At 71.1% G+C, this 23,028-nt stretch carries 24 protein-coding genes and 3 tRNA genes; 15 read left to right on the top strand and 12 right to left on the bottom strand.

Features of this window, described 5'->3' with window-relative positions; all coding sequences use genetic code 11:
- Positions 1-29 precede the first annotated feature (29 nt).
- From ACFUUZ_RS15920 to ACFUUZ_RS15910, 3 genes are all read left to right on the top strand, one after another.
- Complete coding sequence (locus tag ACFUUZ_RS15920; RefSeq protein WP_378696696.1) at positions 30-572, top strand: GtrA family protein; 543 nt, start codon at positions 30-32, stop codon at positions 570-572.
- An 88-nt stretch (positions 573-660) separates the two neighbouring features.
- Positions 661-2,562: a glycosyltransferase gene (locus tag ACFUUZ_RS15915; protein ID WP_378696694.1), complete on the top strand. Its 1,902-nt coding sequence runs from the start codon at positions 661-663 to the stop codon at positions 2,560-2,562.
- 58 nt (positions 2,563-2,620) lie between these two features.
- Positions 2,621-3,220, top strand: coding sequence for a dihydrofolate reductase family protein (locus tag ACFUUZ_RS15910; protein WP_378696692.1), 600 nt, complete (start codon positions 2,621-2,623; stop codon positions 3,218-3,220).
- A gap of 1 nt (position 3,221) precedes the next feature.
- Here ACFUUZ_RS15910 and ACFUUZ_RS15905 read toward each other — a convergent pair whose 3' ends face one another.
- From ACFUUZ_RS15905 to ACFUUZ_RS15880, 6 genes are all read right to left on the bottom strand, one after another.
- Positions 3,222-4,073, bottom strand: a complete 852-nt coding sequence (locus tag ACFUUZ_RS15905; RefSeq protein ID WP_378696690.1) for an SDR family oxidoreductase — start codon at positions 4,071-4,073, stop codon at positions 3,222-3,224.
- A gap of 252 nt (positions 4,074-4,325) precedes the next feature.
- Positions 4,326-5,372 carry a ribosome small subunit-dependent GTPase A gene (rsgA, locus tag ACFUUZ_RS15900; protein ID WP_378696688.1) on the bottom strand — a complete coding sequence of 349 codons (1,047 nt, stop codon included), beginning with the start codon at positions 5,370-5,372 and terminating at the stop codon, positions 4,326-4,328.
- Positions 5,373-5,551: 179 nt separating this feature from the next.
- Positions 5,552-6,502: a glycosyltransferase gene (locus ACFUUZ_RS15895; protein ID WP_378696686.1), complete on the bottom strand. Its 951-nt coding sequence runs from the start codon at positions 6,500-6,502 to the stop codon at positions 5,552-5,554.
- A complete protein-coding gene (locus ACFUUZ_RS15890) occupies positions 6,499-7,326 on the bottom strand; it encodes an ABC transporter ATP-binding protein (RefSeq protein ID WP_378696684.1) in 828 nt (275 codons plus the stop codon). The genes ACFUUZ_RS15895 and ACFUUZ_RS15890 overlap by 4 nt, the downstream gene beginning before the upstream one ends.
- Before the next feature lie 7 nt (positions 7,327-7,333).
- On the bottom strand, positions 7,334-8,161 hold the full coding sequence (locus tag ACFUUZ_RS15885) for an ABC transporter permease (protein WP_378696754.1): 828 nt from the start codon (positions 8,159-8,161) through the stop codon (positions 7,334-7,336).
- Positions 8,162-8,369: 208 nt separating this feature from the next.
- On the bottom strand, positions 8,370-8,960 hold the full coding sequence (locus ACFUUZ_RS15880; RefSeq protein WP_378696683.1) for a bacterial proteasome activator family protein: 591 nt from the start codon (positions 8,958-8,960) through the stop codon (positions 8,370-8,372).
- 230 nt (positions 8,961-9,190) lie between these two features.
- On the opposite strand from ACFUUZ_RS15880, the gene ACFUUZ_RS15875 reads away from it, so the two are divergent.
- On the top strand, positions 9,191-10,393 hold the full coding sequence (locus ACFUUZ_RS15875) for a cysteine desulfurase-like protein (RefSeq protein WP_378696681.1): 1,203 nt from the start codon (positions 9,191-9,193) through the stop codon (positions 10,391-10,393).
- Between the two features lies 1 nt (position 10,394).
- Here ACFUUZ_RS15875 and ACFUUZ_RS15870 read toward each other — a convergent pair whose 3' ends face one another.
- Positions 10,395-11,369 carry an NAD(P)H-quinone oxidoreductase gene (locus ACFUUZ_RS15870; RefSeq protein WP_378696679.1) on the bottom strand — a complete coding sequence of 325 codons (975 nt, stop codon included), beginning with the start codon at positions 11,367-11,369 and terminating at the stop codon, positions 10,395-10,397.
- 108 nt (positions 11,370-11,477) lie between these two features.
- On the opposite strand from ACFUUZ_RS15870, the gene ACFUUZ_RS15865 reads away from it, so the two are divergent.
- From ACFUUZ_RS15865 to ACFUUZ_RS15850, 4 genes are all read left to right on the top strand, one after another.
- Complete coding sequence (locus ACFUUZ_RS15865; RefSeq protein ID WP_378696677.1) at positions 11,478-12,653, top strand: alpha-hydroxy-acid oxidizing protein; 1,176 nt, start codon at positions 11,478-11,480, stop codon at positions 12,651-12,653.
- A 29-nt stretch (positions 12,654-12,682) separates the two neighbouring features.
- A tRNA-Ser gene (locus ACFUUZ_RS15860) sits at positions 12,683-12,770 on the top strand.
- Between the two features lie 53 nt (positions 12,771-12,823).
- A complete protein-coding gene (locus ACFUUZ_RS15855; protein ID WP_378696675.1) occupies positions 12,824-13,075 on the top strand; it encodes a type II toxin-antitoxin system Phd/YefM family antitoxin in 252 nt (83 codons plus the stop codon).
- The gene (locus tag ACFUUZ_RS15850) at positions 13,068-13,481 is read left to right on the top strand and encodes a type II toxin-antitoxin system VapC family toxin (RefSeq protein ID WP_378696673.1); all 414 of its coding nucleotides are present in this window, start codon (positions 13,068-13,070) and stop codon (positions 13,479-13,481) included. Before ACFUUZ_RS15855 ends, ACFUUZ_RS15850 begins: the two co-directional genes overlap by 8 nt.
- 9 nt (positions 13,482-13,490) lie before the next feature.
- Here the strand turns inward: ACFUUZ_RS15850 and ACFUUZ_RS15845 are convergent, their stop codons facing one another.
- Positions 13,491-14,612, bottom strand: coding sequence for a nitric oxide synthase oxygenase (locus ACFUUZ_RS15845; RefSeq protein ID WP_378696672.1), 1,122 nt, complete (start codon positions 14,610-14,612; stop codon positions 13,491-13,493).
- A gap of 166 nt (positions 14,613-14,778) precedes the next feature.
- On the opposite strand from ACFUUZ_RS15845, the gene ACFUUZ_RS15840 reads away from it, so the two are divergent.
- Entirely contained in the window at positions 14,779-15,816 is a 1,038-nt protein-coding gene (locus tag ACFUUZ_RS15840; protein WP_378696671.1) for an alpha/beta hydrolase, read from the top strand.
- Here the strand turns inward: ACFUUZ_RS15840 and hisC are convergent.
- Complete coding sequence (gene hisC / locus ACFUUZ_RS15835) at positions 15,813-16,892, bottom strand: histidinol-phosphate transaminase (RefSeq protein WP_378696670.1); 1,080 nt, start codon at positions 16,890-16,892, stop codon at positions 15,813-15,815. The genes ACFUUZ_RS15840 and hisC overlap by 4 nt on opposite strands.
- A 135-nt stretch (positions 16,893-17,027) precedes the next feature.
- Here hisC and ACFUUZ_RS15830 point away from each other — a divergent pair, with 135 nt between their 5' ends.
- The 3 genes from ACFUUZ_RS15830 (at position 17,028) to ACFUUZ_RS15820 (ending at position 18,040) form a co-directional block, all read left to right on the top strand.
- Positions 17,028-17,753 (top strand): dienelactone hydrolase family protein, encoded by a 726-nt coding sequence (locus tag ACFUUZ_RS15830; RefSeq protein ID WP_378696668.1) that lies wholly within the window; start codon positions 17,028-17,030, stop codon positions 17,751-17,753.
- A gap of 88 nt (positions 17,754-17,841) precedes the next feature.
- Positions 17,842-17,931 (top strand) — tRNA-Ser (locus ACFUUZ_RS15825).
- Between the two features lie 36 nt (positions 17,932-17,967).
- A tRNA-Arg gene (locus tag ACFUUZ_RS15820) sits at positions 17,968-18,040 on the top strand.
- 179 nt (positions 18,041-18,219) lie between these two features.
- Here ACFUUZ_RS15820 and ACFUUZ_RS15815 read toward each other — a convergent pair.
- Together ACFUUZ_RS15815 and ACFUUZ_RS15810 are read right to left on the bottom strand one after the other, a co-directional pair.
- On the bottom strand, positions 18,220-18,501 hold the full coding sequence (locus tag ACFUUZ_RS15815; protein ID WP_378696666.1) for a hypothetical protein: 282 nt from the start codon (positions 18,499-18,501) through the stop codon (positions 18,220-18,222).
- 129 nt (positions 18,502-18,630) lie between these two features.
- The gene (locus tag ACFUUZ_RS15810) at positions 18,631-18,942 is read right to left on the bottom strand and encodes a helix-turn-helix transcriptional regulator (protein ID WP_378696665.1); all 312 of its coding nucleotides are present in this window, start codon (positions 18,940-18,942) and stop codon (positions 18,631-18,633) included.
- A 505-nt stretch (positions 18,943-19,447) separates the two neighbouring features.
- Between ACFUUZ_RS15810 and ACFUUZ_RS15805 the strand changes: the two genes are divergently transcribed.
- The 3 genes from ACFUUZ_RS15805 to ACFUUZ_RS15795 are packed head-to-tail and all read left to right on the top strand — an operon-like array spanning position 19,448 to position 22,301.
- Positions 19,448-20,101: a LuxR C-terminal-related transcriptional regulator gene (locus ACFUUZ_RS15805; RefSeq protein ID WP_378696664.1), complete on the top strand. Its 654-nt coding sequence runs from the start codon at positions 19,448-19,450 to the stop codon at positions 20,099-20,101.
- Positions 20,098-21,282: an ATP-binding protein gene (locus tag ACFUUZ_RS15800; RefSeq protein ID WP_378696662.1), complete on the top strand. Its 1,185-nt coding sequence runs from the start codon at positions 20,098-20,100 to the stop codon at positions 21,280-21,282. The genes ACFUUZ_RS15805 and ACFUUZ_RS15800 overlap by 4 nt, the downstream gene beginning before the upstream one ends.
- Positions 21,279-22,301 (top strand): hypothetical protein, encoded by a 1,023-nt coding sequence (locus ACFUUZ_RS15795; protein WP_378696661.1) that lies wholly within the window; start codon positions 21,279-21,281, stop codon positions 22,299-22,301. The genes ACFUUZ_RS15800 and ACFUUZ_RS15795 overlap by 4 nt, the downstream gene beginning before the upstream one ends.
- Before the next feature lie 8 nt (positions 22,302-22,309).
- Here the strand turns inward: ACFUUZ_RS15795 and ACFUUZ_RS15790 are convergent, their stop codons facing one another.
- Positions 22,310-23,023 (bottom strand): maleylpyruvate isomerase family mycothiol-dependent enzyme, encoded by a 714-nt coding sequence (locus ACFUUZ_RS15790; RefSeq protein WP_378696659.1) that lies wholly within the window; start codon positions 23,021-23,023, stop codon positions 22,310-22,312.
- Positions 23,024-23,028: the final 5 nt, after the last annotated feature.

The raw sequence follows: 23,028 nt of genomic DNA, 5'->3' as shown, positions 1-23,028 counted from the left end.
GCCGCGTGCCCGGTGTACCGTCGGCGAGCGTGTCGTCCCGCGAGTCCGCCGAAACCGCTCCCGTACCGCTGAGCCGCCGCCTGCTGACCGCGCTGCGGCAGGGCGGCGCCTTCCTGGTGGTCGGGCTGATCGGCTTCGCGGTGGACGCCGGGACGTACAACCTGCTGGTGTTCTGGGGCGGCGAGGGCGTCCTGTACCACGCGCCGCTGCCCGCGAAGATCATCGCGATCGGGGTGGCGACGGTGGTCACCTACTTCGGCAACAAGTGGTGGACATTCGCGCACAAGCAGGGCGGGAGCGCGGCGCGGGAGTACCTGCTCTACGCGTTCTTCAATGTGATCGCGATCGGGCTGCAGCTCGGCTGCCTGGCCTTCTCCCGCTACGTGCTCGATCTCTCCTCGCCGCTCGCGGACAATATCTCGGGCACCCTGATCGGCCAGATCGTCGCGGTGCTCTTCCGCTACTGGGCCTACGACACCTTCGTCTTCACCGGTCCGAGGGCCGCGGTGGAGCACGAGATCGATGACGCGCTCGGCGACCGTGCTGGGCAAGCGCCCGGGTCGTCGCGTTGATATCCTCGGGCCCGCCGCGAAGGTATCCAGGGACGGTGGAGAACGCAGAGCCCGTCCCGTCGGCACGACACTGAATTTCGAGGACTTCATGGATCAGTCGGCTACGCAGGCCGTTACCGAAACGAACGACCGAGCTGTCGCCGAGGCGGCGCCCACCGCGCTGCGCTCCGATCACCGGGCTCCGGACCGCCTGGTGCTGCAGCGGGGAATCTTCACCGGGCCGTCGGCGAAGGTCAACGACGAGCTCTACGCCGTCGTCACCAAGGGCCGCGCTCAGCGCGACCGGCTCTCGCTGCACCTGGACAAGGGCGCGACGGTGCACACCAACACCTACTTCGGCCGGTTCGCGGCGGCCTACTGGCAGCGCTGGACCACCGTCACCGAGGTGCAGGTCACCCTGGTGCTCGACGTCGCGGCGGGCGCCAGGCTGCGGCTGGTGGCCTCGGACATCGCCGGGCACCGCAGGATCGTGGACTCCATCGAGGTCGCCGCGAGCGGCCCGGTCAGCCTCGGCACCACGCTGGACCAGTACGTCGACGGCGGCGCGCTCTGGGTCGAGGCGGACGCGGTCGGCGGCGCGCTCGGCATCACCGAGCTCACCTGGTCGGCCACCGCCCCCGAGCGGATGCGCCCGGTCGCCATCGCCATCTGCACCTTCAACCGCGCCGCCGACTGCGCCGAGACCGTCGCCGCGCTCGCCTCCGACCCGGCGGTGCTCGCCGCCATCGACGCGGTGTACGTGGTGGACCAGGGCACCGACCTGGTCGAGGAGCGCCCGCGGTTCCGCGAGGTGCTGCCGGTGCTCGGTGAGAAGCTGCGCTACATCCGCCAGCCCAACCTGGGCGGCGCGGGCGGCTTCACCCGCGGCCTCTACGAGGTCTCGGCGGTGAACGAGCACGCCGATGTCATCCTGATGGACGACGACATCCTCTGCGAGCCGGAGACGGTGCTGCGGCTCAACGCCTTCGCCAACCTCACGGTGGAGCCGACGCTGGTCGGCGCGCAGATGCTCTTCCTGCTCAACCCGGACTACCTGAACGTCGGGGCCGAGGAGGTGCACCTGGACCGGCTCATGCACGGGCAGAAGGTGGCCAAGGCGCTGCGCAACACCAGCATGCTGAAGAAGAACCAGGAGCGCCGGGTCGACGCCGGGTACAACGCCTGGTGGACCTGTTTGATCCCGGCCGAGGTGGTCGCGAAGATCGGGCTGCCGCTGCCGATCTTCTTCCAGTGGGACGACGTGGAGTACGGCGTGCGCGCGCGGGAGCACGGTTTCGTCACCGTGACCCTGCCGAACGCCGCCGTCTGGCACGCCGACTTCTACTGGAAGGACTACGACGACTGGGCGCGCTACTTCAGCACCCGCAACTCGCTCATCGTCGGCGCGCTGCACACCGACCTGGACGGCAAGAAGATCACCAAGCAGCTCTTCCGCAATATCGCCGAGCAGCTGGTCGCCATGCAGTACGGCCTGGTGCACACCACGCTGCAGGGCATCGAGGACTTCCTGCGCGGCCCGAAGATCCTGAACGACGGCGGCATCGAGGCGCTGGCCCAGGCCCGCGGCCAGCGCGCCGACTACCCCGAGACGATCAAGCACCCGGCCGCGACCCCGCCGGTGCCGTCCGCGCACATCGCCGTGCAGCGGGCCTCCGGCGAGCCGAGCCGGGCGCTGCTGGTGCTGATCAAGCGCGCGATCGGGCAGTGGACCGGGCGCACCCGCCCCGGCCTGGTCGGCATCACCCGCGAGGACGCCTACTGGTGGCACGTCTCGCTCTTCGACCACGTCGTGGTGACCGACGCCTCGCAGTCCGGCGTGCGAATCCGGCAGCGCGACAAGGCCCGTGCCCGCGCCCTGCTGATCCGCACGCTCAAGGTGCTGCGCCGGGTCCGCCGCGAGCTGCCCGCGCTGCAGGAGCAGTACCGGGCCGCCGCACCGGAGCTCACCAGCCGGCCGAACTGGGAAAGGCTCTACGGCATCCGGCGATGACTTTCGCGGGGGTGCTCCGTCTGATCCGGTAACCGCACCGGACTTCGAGGAGCACTCCATGCGCAAGATCACCGCGAGTTTCTTCATCTCCCTGGACGGCGTCGTCGAGGACCCGCAGGACTGGCACTTCCCCTACTTCGACGACGCCATGGGCGCCGCCGTCGGGAAGCAGCTGGAGACCGCCGACACGCTGCTGATCGGCCGGGTCACCTACGACAGCTTCGCGGGCGCCTGGCCGGAGCGGGAGGCCGAGGGCGGCGAGGACGCGGTCTTCGCCACGATCCTCGGCGACATGCGCAAGGTCGTCGTCTCGAACAGTGAGCTCGACTTCACCTGGCGCAACTCCGAGCAGCTCCGCGGCGACCTGACCGACGGGGCCCGCGCGCTCAAGGCCGAGCCGGGCGGCGATATCGCCATCAGCGGCTCGCCCTCGGTGGTGCGGCAGCTGCTCGACGCCGGGCTGGTGGACGAGCTGCACCTGCTGGTGCACCCCATCGCCGTGCGCAAGGGGGCGCGGCTGTTCGGCGACGAGGAGAGCACGCAGCCGCTGCGCCTGCTCTCCTCCACCGCCTTCGAATCCGGCGTGCTGCACCTGGTCTACGGCCCCGACACCGAAACCCGCGCGGGCGGGTACGACGAGGCCAAGGGCCACCTCTGACTCAGAGGAACAGGTCCGTGGTGAGCGGGCCGTCGCCCGGCACCACCCGGTACTTCTCCAGGTCGGTGATGCCGTGCGCCGCGAGCACCTCGTCGTCCAGGAAGAAGTTGCCGGTGGTTTCCTTGGCCGGCGAGGTGAGGACCAGGTAGGCGGCGTCGGCGTAGATGTCCGGGGTGCGCGAGGTGGCGACCATCTCCTCGCCGCCGAGCAGGTTGCGCACCGCGGCGGTGGCGATGGTGGTGCGCGGCCAGAGCGAGTTCACCGCGATGCCCGCACCCTTCAGCTCCTCGGCCAGGCCGAGCGTGGTGAGCGACATGCCGTACTTGGCGATGGTGTAGCCGAGCGAGCCGCCCGCCCACTTGGGGTCGAGGTTCAGCGGGGGCGAGAGCGTCAGGATGTGCGGGTTGCGGTCCGCCGCCGCGGACTCGCGCAGCGCGGGGATGCTCAGCTTCGAGAGCAGGAAGCTGCCGCGGCAGTTGATGTCCTGCATGAGGTCGTACTTCTTCATCGAGATCGTCTCGGTGGGCGAGAGGTCGATGGCGGAGGCGTTGTTGACCACGATGTCGATGCCGCCGAAGCGCTCGACGGTCTGCCGCACCGCCTCGGCGACCTGCTCGTCCTCGCGCACGTCGCCGACGAACGGAAGCACCGTGCCGCCCGCCTCTTCCAGCTCGGCGGCCGCCGTGTGGATGGTGCCGGGCAGCTTGGGGTGCGGCTTGTCGGTCTTCGCGATGAGGGTGATGTTCGCGCCGTCGGCGGCGGCGCGCTTCGCGATCTCCAGCCCGATGCCGCGGCTGCCGCCGGACATGATGACCGTCCTGTTCGCGAGGGGCTTGGAACCCTGATCCGGCATCGACTGCTCCTGTCGTGGGCGGGATGTTGCCGGGTCCAGGGTAGCGCGGTTATGCACTCAGTTGCATAGGGGGTGCCGGAAAAGGGCGCCCGCCGTCGGCGGACGCCCTGGTCACGGGCTCGAGCGTGCGCGGCTCCGACCGGAACGATCAGCGTCGGCATGCCGCGGCCCCCGGCCGGCCGGCCAGCCGCGGCGCGCGGGCCGCCCGGCCGCGGCACAGCATGCTGCGAGCGGCGCGGCTGGTGCGGAGCCCTACCTTCCGCTGCCGCGCTCCCGATACATCCGCCGCTGCTGCTTGTGCACGTCCCGCCAGGCCCGCTCCCGCTCGGCGGCGAGCCGCTTGTCGGTGCGCGCCGCCATGTAGGCGTTCTCCCGCTGCAGCTTCCGGTAGCTCGCCAGCCTGCGCTCGGTGAGCTCACCGGACTCCAGCGCGGCCCGCACCGCGCACCCCGGCTCGGTCTCGTGCCCGCAGTCGGTGAACCGGCAGCCGCGCGCCAGGTTCTCGACGTCGCTGAAGGTCTTCTCCAGCCCGTCGGCGGCATCGAAGAGCCCGATCCCGCGCAGCCCGGGGGTGTCGATCAGCGTGCCACCGTGCGGCAGCGGGCGCAGCTCCCGGTGCACCGTGGTGTGCCTGCCCTTGCCGTCGCTCGCGCGCACCGCCCCGGTCGCGAACGCCTCCGCGCCGAGCAGCGCGTTGGCGAGCGTGGACTTGCCCGCGCCGGACGGCCCGAGCAGCACGACGGTGCCGTCCAGGACGGCGGTGAGCACCTCCAGCCCGGCCCCGCTGGTCGCGCTCACCGCGAGCACCGTCGCGCCGGGCGCGACGGCGCGCACCGAGTCGAGCGGAACATCTTCCGCCGCATCGGCTTTGGTGAGCACGACGACGGGCTGGGCCCCGCCCTCCCAGGCCAGCGCGAGCAGCCGCTCGATCCGGCCGAGGTCGACGTCGCCGTCGGCGGGCACGCAGATGAGCACGGTGTCCACATTGGCCGCGAGCACCTGCCCCGCGGAGCGCCCGGACGCCGACGAGCGGCTGATCACCCCGCGCCGGGGCAGCAGCGCGGCCACCGCGAGCGGCAGCAGCCCGGTGGACGGTTCGAGCAGCACCCAGTCGCCGGTGCAGAGCCCGGAGACCTCGGAGCCTGCTCTGGGCAGGGTGGCCCTGGCGAGCCCGGAGGGCGTCGCGACATCGCATTCGCCGCGGTCGGTGCGGATCACCCGGGCGGGTATCGCGCCGTCCGGCACGGTGTACCCGGTGGAGTTCCAGCCGTAGGGAATCAACAGGTCGTACTCGACCATGAGGGGGAGTCCTTCGAGTGGGCGCCGAGCCCGACCCGGACTCAGCGAGGAATGAGTGAGGTGCGCGCGTGGCCGTACTCGGCCACGACGGCAAAGGCCGTGGTCACAGCGCACACCTCCATTCCTCGCTCGTTCGTTGCCGCCTACCCTGTCAGCCCGCGGCCGCGGGCGCAACCGAATTAATCCGGCTTGCCGAACTGCTCGTTCCGCCCGAGCGAGCGCAGCCGGAACCACTCCTTCAACCCCGCCGGGTCCCGCCGCGTCACCAGGAAGAACCAGGAGAACCGGATCCACTCCTGCGGCAGCAGCTTGCGCATGCCCGGCTGGGACATGAGGTAGCCGCGGTTGCGGTAGGTGAAGTACCGCTTCACCGGGTCGTCCGGGTACTGGGTGTGCATCCGCCCGCCCAGGATCGGCTTGAACTCCTCCGCACCGTTCGGGTGCAGGTACGCCGTCTGCAGGCAGGTGCCGAAGGGCAGCCCGGAGCGGACCAGCCTGCGGTGCACCTCCACCTCGTCGCCGCGCACGAAGAGCCGCAGGTCGGGCACGCCGATCAGGTCGACCGCCTGGGCCGAGATGAGCGCGCCGTTGAAGAGCGAGGCGATGCCGGGCAGGAAGTCCTCGTCGCCGAGCTCGGAGCGCAGCCGCCGCCAGACCACGCCGCGGCGCAGCGGGAAGGCGAGCCGGTCCGGGTCGTCGATATCGCAGACCACCGGCGAGACCTCGGCGAGGCCGTGCCTGTCCGCACACGTCAGCAGGGTGCTGAGCACCTCCGGCCCCTCCGGCCTACCGTCGTCGTCGGCCAGCCACACCCAGTCCGCGCCGAGCGTGAGCGCGTGCAGGATGCCGAGCGCGAAGCCGCCCGCGCCGCCCAGGTTGTGCCGCGACCCCAGGTAGGTCGCCTCGAGCGGCTGCTGCGCGACCAGCTCGGCGACTTCGTCCTCGTTGCCGTTGTCCACCACGATCAGGTGGTCCACCGGCCTGGACTGCGAGCCCACCGCCTTCAGCGACTCCGCCAGCAGTTCGCGCCGCTTGTGCGTGACCACGACCGCGATGATCCGCTTGTCCGGCCCCGTGCCCGGCGGCACGAACTCCTCGAACTCCTCGACGTCTCCCGGTGACGCACTCATGAGTGGTTGGGCTCCAGTTCCTTGCCGCCTTCGGCGTTCAGCTCACGCAGCACCTGCGCCACGTGATTCCCCGCCTCCGGACCCTCGTACGCCCGCACCACTTCCTCGATTCCCCCGTGCTGCCGGATTCGTCCGTGATCGATCCACAGCGCCGAATCGCACAGCTGCGCGAGGAATTCATTGGAATGGCTCGCGAACACCAGAATTCCGGAGCGCGACACCAATTCCTGCAGCCGCTTGCGCGCCTTCTTCATGAATTCCGCGTCGACCGCGCCGATGCCCTCGTCGAGCAGCAGGATCTCCGGGTCGATGGAGGTCACCACGCCCATCGCGAGCCGCACCCGCATACCGGTGGAGTAGGTGCGCAGCGGCATCGAGAGGTACTCGCCGAGCTCGGTGAATTCGGCGATCTCGTCGATCTTCGCCATCATCTGCTTGCGCGTCTGGCCGAGGAAGAGGCCGCGGATCACGATGTTCTCGAACCCGGAGATCTCCGGGTCCATGCCGACGCCGAGGTCGAAGACCGGGGCCACCCGCCCGCGGATCCGCGCGCTGCCCCTGGACGGCTCGTAGATCCCGGAGAGCAGCCGGAGCAGCGTGGACTTGCCCGCGCCGTTGTGCCCCACCAACCCGATCCGGTCGCCCTCGCGCAGCGAGAGCGTGATGTCGCGCAGCGCCTCGACCACGACGACGTCGGACTGGTTGCGCCCGATCGCGCCACCCGCCTTGCCGAGGAACGCCTTCTTCAGCGACCGCGACTTGGCGTCGAAGATCGGGAACTCGACCCATGCCTGATGGGTCTCGATACTCACACGGTCGGTCATCGGGCTCCTATACCCAGTACGGGACGCGCGAACGGTACTGCTTCATCGCCAGGACGGCCACGATCCAGCCGACCAGCGTGATCACCCCGACGATCACCCAGTGCCGGAGCGCCTGCGGCTCGCCGAGCAGCGGCGCGCGCACGATCTCCAGGTAGTGGAAGGTGGGCACCAGCTCGACCAGCCTGGCCCGGTCGCTGCCCGCCCCCATCTGGTTCTCCAGGGTGGAGGTGGTCCACATGACCGGGGTCAGCACGAAGAGCATGAGCGTGGTGCTGCCCAGGATCGGCGCGATGTCCCGGTAGCGGGTGCTGAAGATGCCGAAGAAGATCGACACCCACATGCAGTTCAGGAAGAGCAGCAGGATCGCCGGGATGGCGAGCAGGCTCGCCCAGTTCACGTCCTCCCACACCCCGAACGCCGCCAGCATGACCAGGTAGATCACCATATTGTGGGCGAAGAAGAGCAGCTGCCGCCAGACCATCCGGTAGATGTGCACGCTCAGCGCCGACGGCAGCTGTTTGATCAGCCCCTCGTTGGCGATGAAGACGTCGGCGCCCTCCAGGATGCTGGCGTTGATCACGTTCCAGACGATGAGCCCGACCGTCACGTACGGCAGGAACTCGCGCAGCGGCTGGTCCAGCAGCATCGAGTAGAGGATGCCCATCGCCGTCGCCTGCAGCCCGGTGGCGATGGTGATCCAGAACGGGCCGAGCACCGAGCGGCGGTACCGCTGCTTGATGTCCTGCCAGCCCAGCGAGAGCCAGAGCTCGCGCTGCGCGAAGCCGGTGGCGAAGTCGCCGAAGGCGCGCGCGAAGGTCTGGGAGTCGGACTTCATCGGCGGCGCGGACAGCAGGTCGTTCTCCGCGGGGGCGGCGGTCTCCTCCGCGGAGGTATCCACCGTCGGGGCGGTATTCTCCCGGTCCGAGTCGGGGCGAGCAGCAGCTGCGGGCACGGTGCCAGACACTACCCCGGCGGCCCCGTCCGCCGGGATGCCGCCGGGTGCATCGGCGCCCGTCGCCGCGAGGTGCTGATCGGTCTGTTTCTCAGAGATACTGGCCCGCACCCCCGGTGGCCTGGGTGTGCGGCCCGCCGCGCGGGTCGGCGACGGCGAGGCCGGGGGGCAGTGCGCCCTGGCGCATCTGCTCCAGCTGCGCCCGCGCCGCCATCTGCTGGGCGAAGAGCGCGGTCTGGATGCCGTGGAACAGCCCCTCCAGCCAGCCGACCAGCTGCGCCTGCGCGATCCGCAGCTCGGCGTCGGTGGGGACGTTGTCGTCGGTGAAGGGCAGCGTCAGCCGCTCCAGCTCGTCCCGCAGCTCGGGGGCGAGCCCCTGCTCCAGCTCGCGCACCGAGGACTTGTGGATCTCCTTGAGCCGATTGCGGCTGGCATCGTCCAGCGGGGCGGCGCGCACCTCCTCCAGCAACTGCTTGATCATGGTGCCGATCCGCATCACCTTGGCGGGCTGCTCGACCATGTCGGCGAGCGATTCGCCCGCCTCGTCCTGCTGCTCCTGATCGTCGGATTCCGCGGCGCCGGAAACCGGGCCCGGCGCCCCCGCCTCCACCGGAATGCTCAGCGGCCGGCCGTCCGGACCGATCACGACGACGGAATTCGGGGTCTCGTCCGATGGCGTCATGTTCTCCATCATGTCGTGTGCCCGGCGGCGTGACCACCTGACCTGTACCCACCTCCGGTTACGCCCCGGCGTTCTATCCTGTTCGGGTCGCCAGCAACGCCATTCCCGCGGAAAGTCGATTGTCATGCCGAGTCGATTGCCATGCTGATTCCCAGGTCGCCCTACTCCTCGGTACGGAAGCGGGGCAACGTGGTTACACAGCCTCGGTCGCTGCCCTTAGAGTGGCCGACATGACTTACGACGTCGCGAGGGTGCGGGGCCTCATTCCGTCCCTGGGCGACGGCTGGATTCACCTCGATCCGCAGATCGGCATGCTGGTGCCGGATTCGGTGTCGCGCGCGGTGTCGACCGGATTTCGTACGTCGTCCTTCTCCCATACCGGCAGGCATCCCGCGGCCGCGCGCAGCGCGGGGATTCTGGAGGCGGCCAAGGTCGCCGTGGCCGATCTGGTCGGCGGCGACCCGGCGGGCGTCGTGCTCGGCCCCGACCGCGCGGCGCTGCTCGCCTGGCTGGCCGAATCGCTCAGCTCCCGGCTCGGGCTCGGCACCGGCATCGTGCTCTCCCGGCTGGACGACGAGGCGAACGTCGCGCCCTGGCTGCGCATCGCCAACCGCTACGGCGCGCACGTGCGCTGGGCCGAGGTGGAGATCGAGACCTGTGAGATGCCCGCCTGGCAGTTCGAGGAGCTGATCGGCCCGACCGCGCGGCTGGTCGCGCTCACCGCCGCCTCGCCGATCGTCGGCTCGGCGCCGTCGGTGCGGGTCGCCGCGGACCGGGTGCACGAGGTGGGCGGGTTGCTGGTGGCGGATGCCTTCGGCGCCGCGCCCTACGCGCTGCTCGATATCGACGAGCTGAACGCCGACGTGATCGCGCTGAGCGCGCCGTCGTGGGGCGGCCCGCAGGTCGGCGCGCTGGTCTTCCGCGACCCGGCGTTCCTGGACCGGATCCCCTCCATGTCGCTCAACCCCTACGCCAAGGGCTCCGAGCGGCTCGAGGTCGGCGGCCACCAGTACGCGCTGCTCTCCGGGCTGACCACCTCCATCGACTTCCTCGCCGGGCTGGACGAGCGCGCCCGCGGCACCCGCAGGGAGCGGCTGGAGATCTCGATCACCTCGCTGCAGGACTACCACGACCAGCTCTTCGAGCACCTGATGGAGGTGCTGGACCGGATCACCGGGCTCACCGTCATCGGCCGCGCCTCCACCCGCATCCCGACCGTGAGCTTCACCGTCGCCGGGATGCAGGCGGAGAAGGTGGCGGCCAAGCTGGCCGACGCCAGGATCGGCACGGTCAGCGGCATCCACGGCGGCAGCAGGCTGCTGGACGCGCTCGGCGTGAACGACGAGGGCGGCGCGGTGACCGTCGGCCTCGCCCCGTACACCACGCGGTGGGAGATCGACCAGCTCGGCCGGGCGCTCTCCGCCCTGGAGTGAGCTAGCGCAGCGTGAGCAGCACCTTGCCGACGGTCTCCGCGCCGTCGAGCAGCCGGTGCGCCTCGGCCGGGTCGGCGACCTCGGCGTGGATCACCGGGACGATGGCGCCCGCCGCCACCAGCGGCCAGACCCGCTCCCGCACGCCCGCGATCACCTCGGCCTTGCTGTTCGGGCCGGTGGCGGGCCTGCCGCGCAGGTTGGTGGCGTGGATCGTGCCCCACTTGCGCAGCAGCGCACCGAGATTCAGCTCGGCCCGCACCCCGCCCTGCATGCCGATCACCACGAGGTGGCCGTGCGGGGCGAGCGCCTCGATATTGCGGGGCAGGTAGGCGGCGCCCATATTGTCCAGGATGACGTCGGCGCCGCCGTGCTCGCGGAGCACCTCGACGAAGTCTTGGTTCTTGTAGTCGATCGCGATATCGGCGCCGAGCTCGGTGCAGCGCGCGAGCTTCCCGGCCGAGCCCGCGGTGACCGCGATCCGCGCGCCGAGCTGCTTGGCCAGCTGGATGGCGTGCGTGCCGATCCCGCTGCCGCCGCCGTGCACGAGCAGCAGCTGACCCGCGCGCAGCCCCGCGGTGGTCACCAGGTTGGAGTACACCGTCGCCGCGACCTCGGGCAGCCCGGCCGCGGCGGCCAGATCCAACCCCTCCGGCACCGGGAGCAGCTGGCCCGCGGGCACCGCGACCCGCTCCGCGTAGCCGCCGCCGGAGAGCAGCGCGCAGACCCGGTCGCCGACCTGCCAGCCCGTGGTGTTCGCCCCGAGTTCGGCGATCACCCCCGAGCACTCCAGCCCCAGCGTCGCGCTCGCCCCCGGCGGCGGCGGGTAGTTGCCCTGACGTTGCAGCAGGTCGGCCCGGTTCACGCCGGCGGCGGCCACCTCGATCAGCACCTCACCGCTCGCCGGGGTGACATCGGGGGCCTCGCCCCAGGTCAGTACCTCGGGGCCACCGGTTCCGTTCATCTGCACAGCGCGCACGGTTCCATCCTGCCCGCACGGCACCGGGGTACGCGACCCGTCCCGGCGTTCGCGGCGCGTTCGCGCGGGGGGCTGCGCGAACCCTGCCGACGGACTAGCGTTCCCGGCGTGAGCAGCTTCGTCGACTTCCAGAACGAGATCTACCTGGGCGGACTGGGCGGGTTGCGCCCCGACCTGCCGATGACGGCGGCGGGGCTGGCGGAGCGGGCACGGCGCGAGCTGCCGCCGGAGGCCTACGCGTACGTGGCGGGCAGCGCCTCCGCCGAGCGCACCGCCGCCGCCAACGAATCCGCCTTCGACCACTACCGGATCCTGCCGAGGATGCTGCGCGGCACCACCGCCCCCGGCGCCCGCGACCTCTCCGTCGAGGTGCTCGGCACCCGGCTGGCCGCCCCGGTGCTCACCGCCCCCGTCGGCGTGCTGGAGCTGCTGCACGAGCGCGGCGAGGTGCTGGTCGCCGAGGCCACGAAGGAGCTCGGGCTCGGCATGGTGCTCTCCACCGCCTCCTCCTGCACCTTCGAGGAGGTCGGCGCCGCCGCGGGCGACTGGTGGTACCAGCTGTACTGGCCCGCCGACGACGAACTCGCCCGCTCCTTCGTCACCCGCGCCGAGGCCGCGGGCGCCAAGGCGATCATCGTCACCGCCGACACCCCCGCGCTCGGCTGGCGCCCCCGCGACCTCGAGCAGGCCCACCTGCCCTTCCTGCTCGGCAAGGGCATCGCCAACTACCTCGCCGACCCGGTCTTCCGCGCCAAGCTCGCCGCCCCGCCCGAGGAGAGCGAGGACGCCATGCGGATGGCCATCCTCACCTGGGTCGGGCTCTTCGGCAACCACGCCCTGCGCCCCGCCGACTTGGCCAAGCTGCGCGAATGGACCGACCTCCCGATCGCCGTCAAGGGGCTGCTGCACCCCGACGACGCCCGCCAGGTGGTCGACGCGGGCGCCGACGCGGTCATCGTCAGCAACCACGGCGGCCGCCAGGTGGACGGCGCCATCGCCGCGCTCGACGCGCTCCCCGCCGTCGTCGCCTCCATCGGCGACCGCGCCGACGTCCTCTTCGACTCCGGCATCCGCACCGGCTCCGACGCCCTCATCGCCCTCGCGCTCGGCGCCAAGGCCGTCCTCTACGGCCGCCCCTGGGCCTACGGCCTCGGCCTGGCGGGCCGCGACGGCGTCCGCCACGCGCTGCGCGTCCTCCTGGCCGACTTCGACTCCGCCCTCGGCCTTTCCGGCGCCGCCACCGTCACCGGCCTCGACCGCTCCCTCCTCTCCATCCTCCGCTGAGCGGGCCGTCCGTTACCATCGACAGCACTGGAGACGTGGCAGAGCGGCCGAATGCACTCGCCTTGAAAGCGAGCGTCGCGAGAGCGACCGGGGGTTCAAATCCCTCCGTCTCCGCCAGAGTAGTCCGTAGCATTCTGTACACCGTGTAGCAGTTCGCGTAACGTAGGCGTATGCGGACGATCCAGCAGCGCGACCTCCGTAACGACAGTGGCAAGGTCCTTGCCGCCGTCGAAGCCGGTGAGAGCTTCACCATCACCCGTAACGGTAAACCTGTCGCCGAACTCAAGCCCCTGACACGGCGAACCTTCGTGCCCGTTGCTGAACTCGCCCGCACCAGCGCCCACCTGCCGCGCATCCCTTACGACGAGTGGCGTGCCGACATGGACGCGATGATCGACCAGGAGATCACAGGCGGTGAGTGAACCCACCATCCCGCGGCACGTGCTGCTCGACACGTCGGTTCTCATCGATTACTCCGAAGCGCGATCAGCGCTGCCCGAGGAGGCGGAAGCCGCCATCAGTGCGGTAAGTCTTGCCGAACTCGCTGCCGGCCTGCACTCCACCAAAGATCCAACGAAGCAGGCCCAACGGCAGCTCCAGTTCCAGTGGGTCGCGAGATCGTTCAATCCGCTCCCGTTCGACGGTGAGACAGCGAACGTGTACGGATCGTTGGCATTTCTCCTCGAGCAGATCGGTCGCAAACCGCGGGGACGAGTGGCTGACCTCCAGATAGCAGCCACGGCAGTCCAATTCAGCTTGCCGCTCTACACCCGCAACCCAGACGACTTCAAGGGGCTCGGGCCGCTGCTGAACGTCGTCGCGGTGTAGCCGGTCGCCTCAGCGGGTGCTCCGCACCACGAAATTGGGGCGGAGCTCTGGCTCGGGGTCGTCGAAGTAGCGGTGGAACGTCGGGACCAGCCCGGAGGAGAGTGGCGGGTTGATCCAGGACCAGTCGGTGGGGCAGCGGCGACCGGCGGCCGCCTCCTTCTCGACGTGCTCGCAGAACTGCTTCGCCACCGTGTGGTGGTCGACCATCGCCACCCGCTCGGCCCGGAAGCTGTGCAGCACCGCGCGGTTGAGCTCGATGAGGGCGCGGTCGCGCCAGAGCGTGCGGGGGTGCGAGGTGTCGAGGCCGAGGTGGGCGGCGACGGTGGGGAGCAGGTCGTAGCGGTCGGGGTCGGCGAGGTTGCGGGCGCCGATCTCGTACCCGACGTACCAGCCGTTGAAGGGGGCGAAGGGGTAGGTGATGCCGCCGATCTCCAGGTCCATGTTGGAGACGGCGGGCAGCGCGTGCCACTTGAGGTCGAGCTCGGCGAACCAGGGGTGGTCGGGGTGTTCGATGCGCACCTCGCGGACCAGGTCGGCGGGGATGTCGAAGTAGGTGGGCGGCTCGTCGGGGGTGCTGATGATGAGCGGGAGCACGTCGAAGCGGGTGCCCGCGCCCTGCCAGCCCAGTTTCTCGGCCAGGTCGGTGATCTCGACGCTCGCCGGGTCGCCGGTGACGGTGCCGTCCTGGTTGCGGTAGCCGGCGTACCGGATGAGCTGGGAGTTCAGCACGCGGAACTCGCTGCCGTCCGGGTCGCGCGGCGGGCCGACGGTGATGGTGGACTGGATCGCGCCGTTGTTGGTCGCCTCGCGCAGGTGTCGGAAGCACGCGTCGGCCAGTTCGCGGGCGGTGCGCGCGTGCCTGGCGTCGATGAGTTTCAGTGTGCGCCAGTGTTTTCGGCCGACGCAGCGGGCGTGGTTGCGCCAGGCGAGCCGGGCGCCGATCAGCACCTCCTCCCTGGTCTGCGTGTAACTGCCGTTGAAGCGCAGCTCGAGGGCGGCGCCGACGCCGCGCTCGGAGGTGAGGTGCGCCAGTTCGGGCAGGCGGAAGAAGTCGAGGCACTCGCGCAACCGGCGCGGCAGGTCGGAGACGACCGGCGATTCGGGCGGCGACAGGGGTAACGCTGAACTCACAGTTGTCTCCGACGGTCGGAACTGACTGAGATCGAGCACACGAAGCCCCCACCATAAGCGGGGTCGGGCGGGATCGCGGGATAGTACCGGTCTGGACGTACCCCTAACGATGTCGACACGCTATGAGTGACCGGTCGGTTCCGCGGGCTCTGGCAGGATGGCCGTTATGCGTGGTTCTGCTCTGCGGCGAGGTTGCGCCTGCGCCCTCGTCACCCTGGCGCTCACCTCCGGCGTGGCCGTCGCCGGTGCCGCGCCCGACTCCGGCTCCGCCGCAACGCCCGCGCCCGCCCCTGCCGAGCGGTCCACCACCGCGCCCCCGACCACCCCGGCCATCCGCCGGATCGAGCCGGTGGACGACCGCAGGGTCCGCGTCTTCGTCGACTCGCCCGCCATGCAGCGCGAGGTCGAGGTGCTCGTGCTGCTCCCGCGCGACCGCTCGCAGCCCCGACCGACCGTCTACATGCTGGACGGCCGCAGCGCCGAGCCGGACACCAACAACTGGCTGGAGAAGGGCCGCGCCGCGGAGTTCTACGCGGACAAGCCGGTGAACGTGGTCTTCACCGTCGGCGGCCCGTCCAGCTTCTACACCGACTGGCAGCAGCCGGACCCGGTCCTCGGGCTGAACCGCTGGGAGACCTTCCTCACCGAGGAGCTGCCGCCGGTGATCGACGCGCGGTTCGAGGGCAACGGCCGCAACGCCGTCTCCGGCGTATCCATGGGCGCCGAGGCGGCCATGATGCTGGCGGTCCGGCGCCCCGAGCTGTACCGCGCCGTTGCCGGGTACAGCGGCTGCTTCAGCATGGGCACCGACCTCGGGCAGGCCGAGGCGCGGGCGGTGATCGCGACCTACGGCGGCGACCCGGACAACATGTTCGGCCCGTCCGACCACCCGGACTGGCTGGCGCACGACGTGGTGCTGCACGCGGAGGCGCTGCGCGGCAAGGCGATCTACCTCTCCGCGGGCAGCGGCATCCCCGGGGTGTACGACGGCCCGGACAACCCGGACTACCCCGGCAATATCGGCCTCGGTGGCCCGCTGGAGGCCGGGACGAGCAACTGCACCCGCAGGCTCACCGGCAGGCTGCAGCAGCTCGGCATCGGCGTGACCACGCATTTCCGCGCCACCGGGACCCACTCCTGGCCGTACTGGGCCGACGAGCTCGAGGTCTCCTGGCCGACCGTCGCGGCCGGGCTCGGGCTCTAGCCCGCGAAGCGGGCGCGCACCGCGGGATCGGTGGCGAAGCGCAGGAACTGGTCGTTCTCGTGCGGGTCGCCGGTGGTCACCCGGACCCCGTCGGTGCCGTACGGCCGCACCAGCACCCCGGCCGCGGCCGCGGCCTCGGCGAAGGCGACATTGCGCTCGCCCAGCGCCAGCCAGACGAAGTTCGCCTCGCTCGGCGGCACCGGGTATCCGGCCTCGACCAGGGCGGCGCGCACCCGGTCGCGCTCGGCGATCAGCGCACCGGTGCGGTCGAGCAGCTCGGGGCGGGCCTCCAGCGAGGCGATCGCCGCCGCCTGCGCCACCCGGTTCACGCTGAACGGGATGTGCACCTTCATCAGCGCGGTGATCACCTCGGGGTCGCCGACGGCGTAGCCGACGCGCAGCCCGGCCAGCCCGTACGCCTTCGAGAAGGTGCGCAGCACCACGACGTTCGGCCGGTCGCGGGCGATCTCGACGCCGTCCGGATGGTCGTCCTCGGTGAGCCGCAGGTACTCGAAGTACGCCTCGTCCAGGACCACAAGCACGTGGGCGGGCACCGCGTCCAGGAAGCGCTCCAGCGCGGCCCTGCCGTGCGCGGTGCCGGTGGGGTTGTTCGGGTTGCAGACGAAGACCAACCGGGTGCGCTCGGTGACCGCCGCCAGCATGGCGTCCAGGTCGTGGGTGAGCTCGGGGGTGAGCGGCACCGGCACCGCGGTCGCGTTGCCGACCTGGGTGACGATCGGGTACGCCTCGAACGAGCGCCAGGCGAAGACCACCTCGTCAGCGGGGGAGCCGCAGGTGATCTGCACCAGCTCCTGGCAGAGCGCCACGCTGCCGCAGCCCGCCGCCACCCGCTCCACCGGAACCCCGAGGAACTCGGCCAGCGCGGCGCGCAGCTCACTCGCGTGGTTGTCCGGGTAGCGGTTCGCCAGCTCGGCCGCCTCGGCGATCGCCTTCGCCGCGGCGGGCAGCGGACCGAGCGTGGTCTCGTTGCTGGCCAGCTTGGTCGCGCCCGGGTGGTCCCGGCCGGGGACGTACGCGGGGATGGTGGCGAGGTCGGGGCGGATGTGCGCGGTCACCCTCCCAGCCTAGGCCGCGCCCGCGGCGGTCCCGCGCCCGCGGCCGAATCGCCCGGCAACCGGAAAAATCGGGCGCGCCGGGCCTCCGGCGTGCAAATTCTCCCGGATACCGACGGGTACGCCTACGCTGGATTCATGCCGGGCACCTATGACGACATCGCCCCGCTGCGCCGTGGCGACCAGGCGGATGGCGACCAGACGACGGCGGGCGGGAGCCCCGCGGCAGCCGAACGGGTGCCCATCACCGTGCTCGAACCCGAGGGCGACGCCAGGGGCGGCATCGTGCTGCTGCACGAATCCCGCGAGCGCGGCGCCGGGCTGCGCGGCCTCATGACCGCGCTCGCCGCGGAGGGCTGGACCGTCGTCGTCCCCGACCTGTTCCACCGGGTCACCGGCGAACCCGAGCACGAGGTCTTCGGCGAGGAGCTCTTCGCGGACTTCGACGCCTGCTTCGACTGGCTCACCGCGCACGGCGTCTTCCCGGACTGCGTCGGCGTGCTCGGCTTCGACACCGCGGGCACCGCCGCCTTCCTGGTCGCCACCAACCGCCCGATCGGCGCCGCGGTGAGCGTCGGCGCGAGCGGCCTCACCGCGCCACTCGCCCCCGAGGCGGAGGCGCTCGTGCGCGCCGCCCCCCGCCTCCAGGCCCCCTGGCTCGGGCTCTTCGGCGCCGACGACCCGGCCGACGAGGTCGAGCAGCTGCGCGACGCGGGCGCCGCCGCCGCCGTCGCCACCCTGGTGGTCACCTACCCCGGCGCCCAGCACCGCGCCGACCGCCCCGCCGAGGACGAGGACGACGAGACCGCCCGCGTCGACGCCCAGACCAGAATCTTCGACTGGTTCGACAGTAATCTGCGCTGACCAGCCGTTTTGGTGCCCGTAGGTAGCCTGCTGTAATCTTTCTGCTCGGTGGTCCGAAAGGGCCGGTGCCCTCGAAGAGAAGGCTCCAGGAGGCGTGCCAGAGCGGCCGAATGGGACTCACTGCTAATGAGTTGTCCCTTCACGGGGACCGGAGGTTCAAATCCTCTCGCCTCCGCCAAGCCCGGGTAACCGGGTGTACAACTGAACAGGCTATGCGCCCGTAGCTCAATGGATAGAGCACTTGACTACGGATCAAGAGGTTAGGGGTTCGAGTCCCTTCGGGCGCACCGAAGTTCACCCCGCTACCGGCGAAAGCCGGTAGCGGGGTGAACTGCTTCATGAGGGTCTGGCGGGCACCCACGCCCTCGCTCACATGGAGAAGAAGCCCGCTACCCCATACCCGGGTGCCTTGGCAGCGGCCACGGCCAACTCGATGGCCATCTCAACCCCGTCGAGCGCGGCATCGTCACTCGTCGCGCCAGTCGATCCCCAGGGGCGCCTGACACGCCTGGTGCACCGATAGCGCTTCGAAGACGAGGGTGCCTGCACTGAGGGTGTGCTCTTCGATATCGGCTACGCCGGATTTGCCGGTGATCGGGAGCCGCACGGCTCGGGCCACGTCCGCGTCGCGCGCAAGCTCGTGCGCGCACTCGCTCTCGACCAGCCGGAGTACCTCGTCGTTCCCGGACCCGAGTACGCCGCGCGCGTAGTCGAGGTCGACGACGTAGCAGTTCACACCGAAACCCATGCGGCGGGATCGTACGGTCTCACCACGACAGCTGTCCCCGTCGGCAGCACACGGCCATCGGGGCTGAGCACGCCGCCGCCCCCGGGAGCGGACTCCCGGGGGCGGCGAAAAGTGGTGTGCAAACGCGAATTACAGATCTTCCAGCCGGATCAGCCCGTCCTGCAGGGCGCGGGCGAGGAGCGCGGCCTTGGTCTGGGCGGGGCGGCCGATGGCCTGGTACTTGTCCCGGATCCGGTTCAGGTGGGTGTTCACCGTGCCCATGGTGATGAAGAGCTCCTTGCAGGTCGCGGTCTTGGAGTCGTTGGCGAACCAGTGCAGCATCACCTCGACCTCGCGCGGGCTCAGCTTGGGCTTGGGCCGCTGCGCCAGCACGGCGGTGCCGGGGTGACGGCCGAAGTCGATCGTGGACAGAGCGCCCAGCGGCGCGGAGGCTGCAGTCATGACGTTTTTCCTTCTGGAGTGCTCATCGGAAAGATTGTCGACCCCCGACATTCCGACGTTACCCAGTATCGCAGGGTGAAAGTGTCGGGGCGAGATACCAGAACTGGTACCACCGTTAGTGGTCTGAATGAAACCTGTTCCGACACCTCGGTGCAATTCGACCGTAATCCTTGGTGCCACTTTCAAGTATCGGTAAAAGGCCAGGTAGAAATGTTACAACCGACCCGTCGGTATGAATATAGCGATCCCGGAGTGAACGACCGGGAATTGTCGAGCTGCGCCGCCTGCGCGTTTCGGGGATCGATCGGGGCGGGTTCCGCATGCGCTTCCGGATTCACTTGCCGGGAATTGCTGCGGCGATTATGGGGACAACCATATGTCCGTTCGGCCAGTTCGTACGCCGTGTCCGCGCGCGACACGCTGAGCGTGTCGCGAAGGCGCGCGGAAAGGGTGCGGAGCCGCCCGCGCTCGGTCACAATGGCCGCTCGGGGAGGAGGGGTTCACAATGCTGCGAATCGGCGTGGTGGAGGACCACGAGAGCCAGATCATCGGCCTCAAGGCGATTCTGGCCGAGACCGACGACCTGCGGCTGGTCGCGGAGGGCGCGACGGTCGCCGAATTGCTCGCGGACGCGGGCGAACTCGACCTGGTCGTGCTCGACCTGCGGCTCGGCGACGGCTCGATGCCGGAGGACAATGTGGCGCGGCTGCGCGCGGCGGGCGTCGAGTGCCTGGTGGTGAGCGCGGCGGAGGAGCCGTACCTGGTGCAGTCGGCGGCGCGCGCGGGTGTGCTCGGCGTGCTGCGGAAGTCGGCGAAGGCCGACGAGTTGGTGGCGGCGGTCCGCTGCGCCGCGCGCGGCGAGCAGTGGACCACCATGGACTGGGCTGCCGCCATCGACCTGGACGACGAGTTCGTCGCGGTGAAGCTGAGCCCGCGCGAGCGGGAGGTGCTGCGGCTCTACGCCGTCGGCGAGTCGGCGCAGCGGGTGGCGAGCGCGATGGGGCTCGCGCTGAACACGGTGAACAAGTACGTGCAGAACATCCGGTTGCAATACGCCGAGGCGGGGTTGGACGCCAACACCAAGGTCGAGCTGTACCAGCGGGCGCTGGAGGAGGGGCTCGTGCCCTACCCGCGCCGGTTCTGGGGGCGCCGCCGATGAGCGCGGCGCTGCTCACCGAGACCGACTCCGCCGCCGAGCGGGTACTGCGCATCTTCGCCCGCTTCGTGGCCGCCGGGTACGTCTTCTACCTGGGGTTGCTGCTTCCGAACATCGTGCGCGGCACGCAGGTCACCGCCTGGTGGTGGACGCCGATCGCGCTGGTCGCGGTGTACGGCACCGGGTTCGCGCTCGGCATCGCGAGCTTCGGCGGGTCCGAGCGGCGGCTGCGGCAGCTGGCGAGCGCGGCCGCGGCGGGGTACCTGGTCGCGGTGCTGCTGTGGTGGCCCGCCTGGAACGGGGGGCAGCTGGCCGAGCTGCGCGGGATGTGGTTCTCGCAGTTCAACGGCCTGGCCAGCCTCGCGGCGGCGGCCGCGTGGCGGCCGCGGTGGGCGGTGGCGCACCTGGTGGTCGCGGCGGCGGTGGTGCAGACGATCAATTACTACGCGCGGGCGGGCGCGAGCGACCTGCTGCCGGAGATCGCGTGGAGCATCGGGTTCTGCCTGCTCCCGGTCTCGGCGGGGATCATGGCGGTGCGCACCGGGCGCATCCTGGACGAGACGCGGGCCGAGACCTACGCCGCCGCGGCGGGCGCCGCCGCTGCGAAGGCGCGCACGGTGGAGCGGGCCCGGTTCGACGCGCTCACCCACGACGGCGTCATGTCGACGCTGCTCTCCGCCGCGCGGCAGCCGATGAACCGGCTGCTCAGCACCCAGGCCGCGGGCACCATGGCCAAGCTGGACACCTTCCGCTCCGGCGGCGACCCGGCCACCGAATTCGACGTGAGCGAGCTGGTCTCGCACCTGCGGGTGGCGGTGAACGAGGTGAACGACCGGGTCGGGGTGGAGTCGGTGGTCGCGGACGACGCGGCCGCCGCCCGCTTCCCGGCGAACGCGGCGCGCGCCGTGGCCACCGCCATGGCCGAGGCGCTGCGCAACAGCTACCGGCACGCCGGGCCGGAGGCCGAGCGCTGGGTGGTGCTGCACATCGCCGCGGACGGCTTCCGCGCCACGGTCGGCGACACCGGGCGCGGCTTCGATCCGGCCACGGTGCCCGCCAACCGGCTCGGTATCGCGGTGAGCATCGTGCGGCAGCTGAACGAGCTGCCCGGCGGCACCGCCGCGATCGACACCGCGCCCGGCGCGGGCACCAGGGTGCGGCTGTCCTGGAGCCGGGACGCATGAGCGAGCGCGACACCAAGGACATCCGCGACCTGCTCGGCATGCACACCGTCGGCGCGCGGGTGATGGTCGGCGCGTACGTGTTGCTCATCTCCGTGGTCACCGTCGCGACCTGGCCCGGCATGCCCGCGGTCTGGCCAACGGTGCTCAGCCTGGTCGTGCTCGCCGCCGCCACCGTCGCGCTGATCGCGGTGCCCGGCGATCCGCTGCCGCCGGTGGCGACGGCGGCCATGACGCTGGCCGGGCCGGTCGCCTGCGCGATCACGCTCGTCGTCGTCCCGGTGCCGATGGTGACGCCGCTGCAGGCATGGACGCACGGCGGGGCGACCACGGTCTACTGCTTCCTGTGCGTGCGCGGCCGGGCCGGGTTCGCCTGGCTCGGCATCCTCGGCGTCGCGCTGGTCTACATGGCCTGGACGGCGCTGACCGGGCAGGGCGCGGTCGCCGGGTTCGGGCTGGTGGCGATCGAGATCGGGCCGCTCGGCATGGCGACCGTGCTCTCCTACACGCTGCGGCCGAACGCCCAGCTCACCTTCGAGCTGCGCGATGCCGCGCGGGACCGGTACGCGGAGGAGTCGGCGGCCGCGGCCACGCTGCAGGAGCGCGATCACCAGGTGACCAGGCTCGACCGGCTGACCAGGCCGCTGCTCAGCAGGATCGCCTCCGGCGCTCCGCTCACCAAGCCGGAGCGGGTGGAGTGCGAGCTGCTCGAGGCGTACCTGCGGGACAGCCTGCGCGCGCCGGGGCTCAGCGACGAGCACACCAGCGCGCGGGTGCGGGCGGCGCGCAGCCGGGGGGTCGAGGTGGTGCTCATCGATGATCGCGGGATGGCGGATTCCGCGCCCGAGGTGCGCGATCGGGTGCGCGCGGCGGTGGTGGCGGCGCTGGACGACACCGCGGACGGGTCGGTGCGCATCCGGATCCTGCCGCCGGGGCGGCCGACGCTCGCCTCGATCCTGGTGCGGGCCGGGGCGGAGGTGGCGCGCACGGAGTACGACCACGCGGGGTTGCCCGCGGGGTGAGCGACTGGTCAGCGCCAGGCTGGTAGCTCGGGGAGGTCGCCGGTGAGGCCGGTGGCGCCGCGGCCGATGAGCCAGGCGAGCAGGGCGGCGGCGGGGCCGGTGATGACGGTCCCCGGGTCGCCCGCGCCGACGGTGGCGCCGAAACCGGTGTCGTCCGCGCGGACTTCGAAGGCGAGGTGCTTGCCCGCGCTCAGGCCGTGTGCCGCCACCACCTCCGGCAGCAGCCGGGCGACGAACTCGGCGGGCCAGTCGGCGGCGGTGTAGCCGGCCGCCAGGTCGACGTGGTGGATCTCGACCTCCTGCAGCCGCATCCAGCCGATGGCGGCGGCGGGGAACTCCCGCCCCTGCCGGTTGCGCACCACGGCGGTCGCCGCCTCCGCGGGCAGCGCGGCGGCGACCTCGGCCCAGCGCGCGGCGGCGGCTTCGTTGTCGGCGTACTGCTCGGCGAGCGGGCGGCCCGCGCCCGCGGCGATCTCGGCGTCCCGAGTGGTCGGCGTCGGGTACTGCGGGGTCTCGACGCCGGTGCGGGCCCAGGTCAGCAGGTTCACCAGGCTGTCGGCATTGCGGGCGACGTGGGCGAGCAGGTGGCCGCGGGTCCAGCCGGGGAGCAGCGACGGCGCGGTGAGCTCGGCGTCGGTGACGTCGCGCGCGGTGTCGAGGAAGCGCCGGGTGGCGGCGTCGACGGCGGCCAGATCGGGTACCGGCGGTGGTGCTGCGGTCACCCCGT

Source organism: Nocardia sp. NPDC057353 (genome assembly GCF_042667085.1).
In the GTDB taxonomy this organism is placed as follows: Bacteria; Actinomycetota; Actinomycetes; order Mycobacteriales; family Mycobacteriaceae; genus Nocardia.
This window is presented reverse-complemented; position numbering and strand designations above follow the sequence as displayed.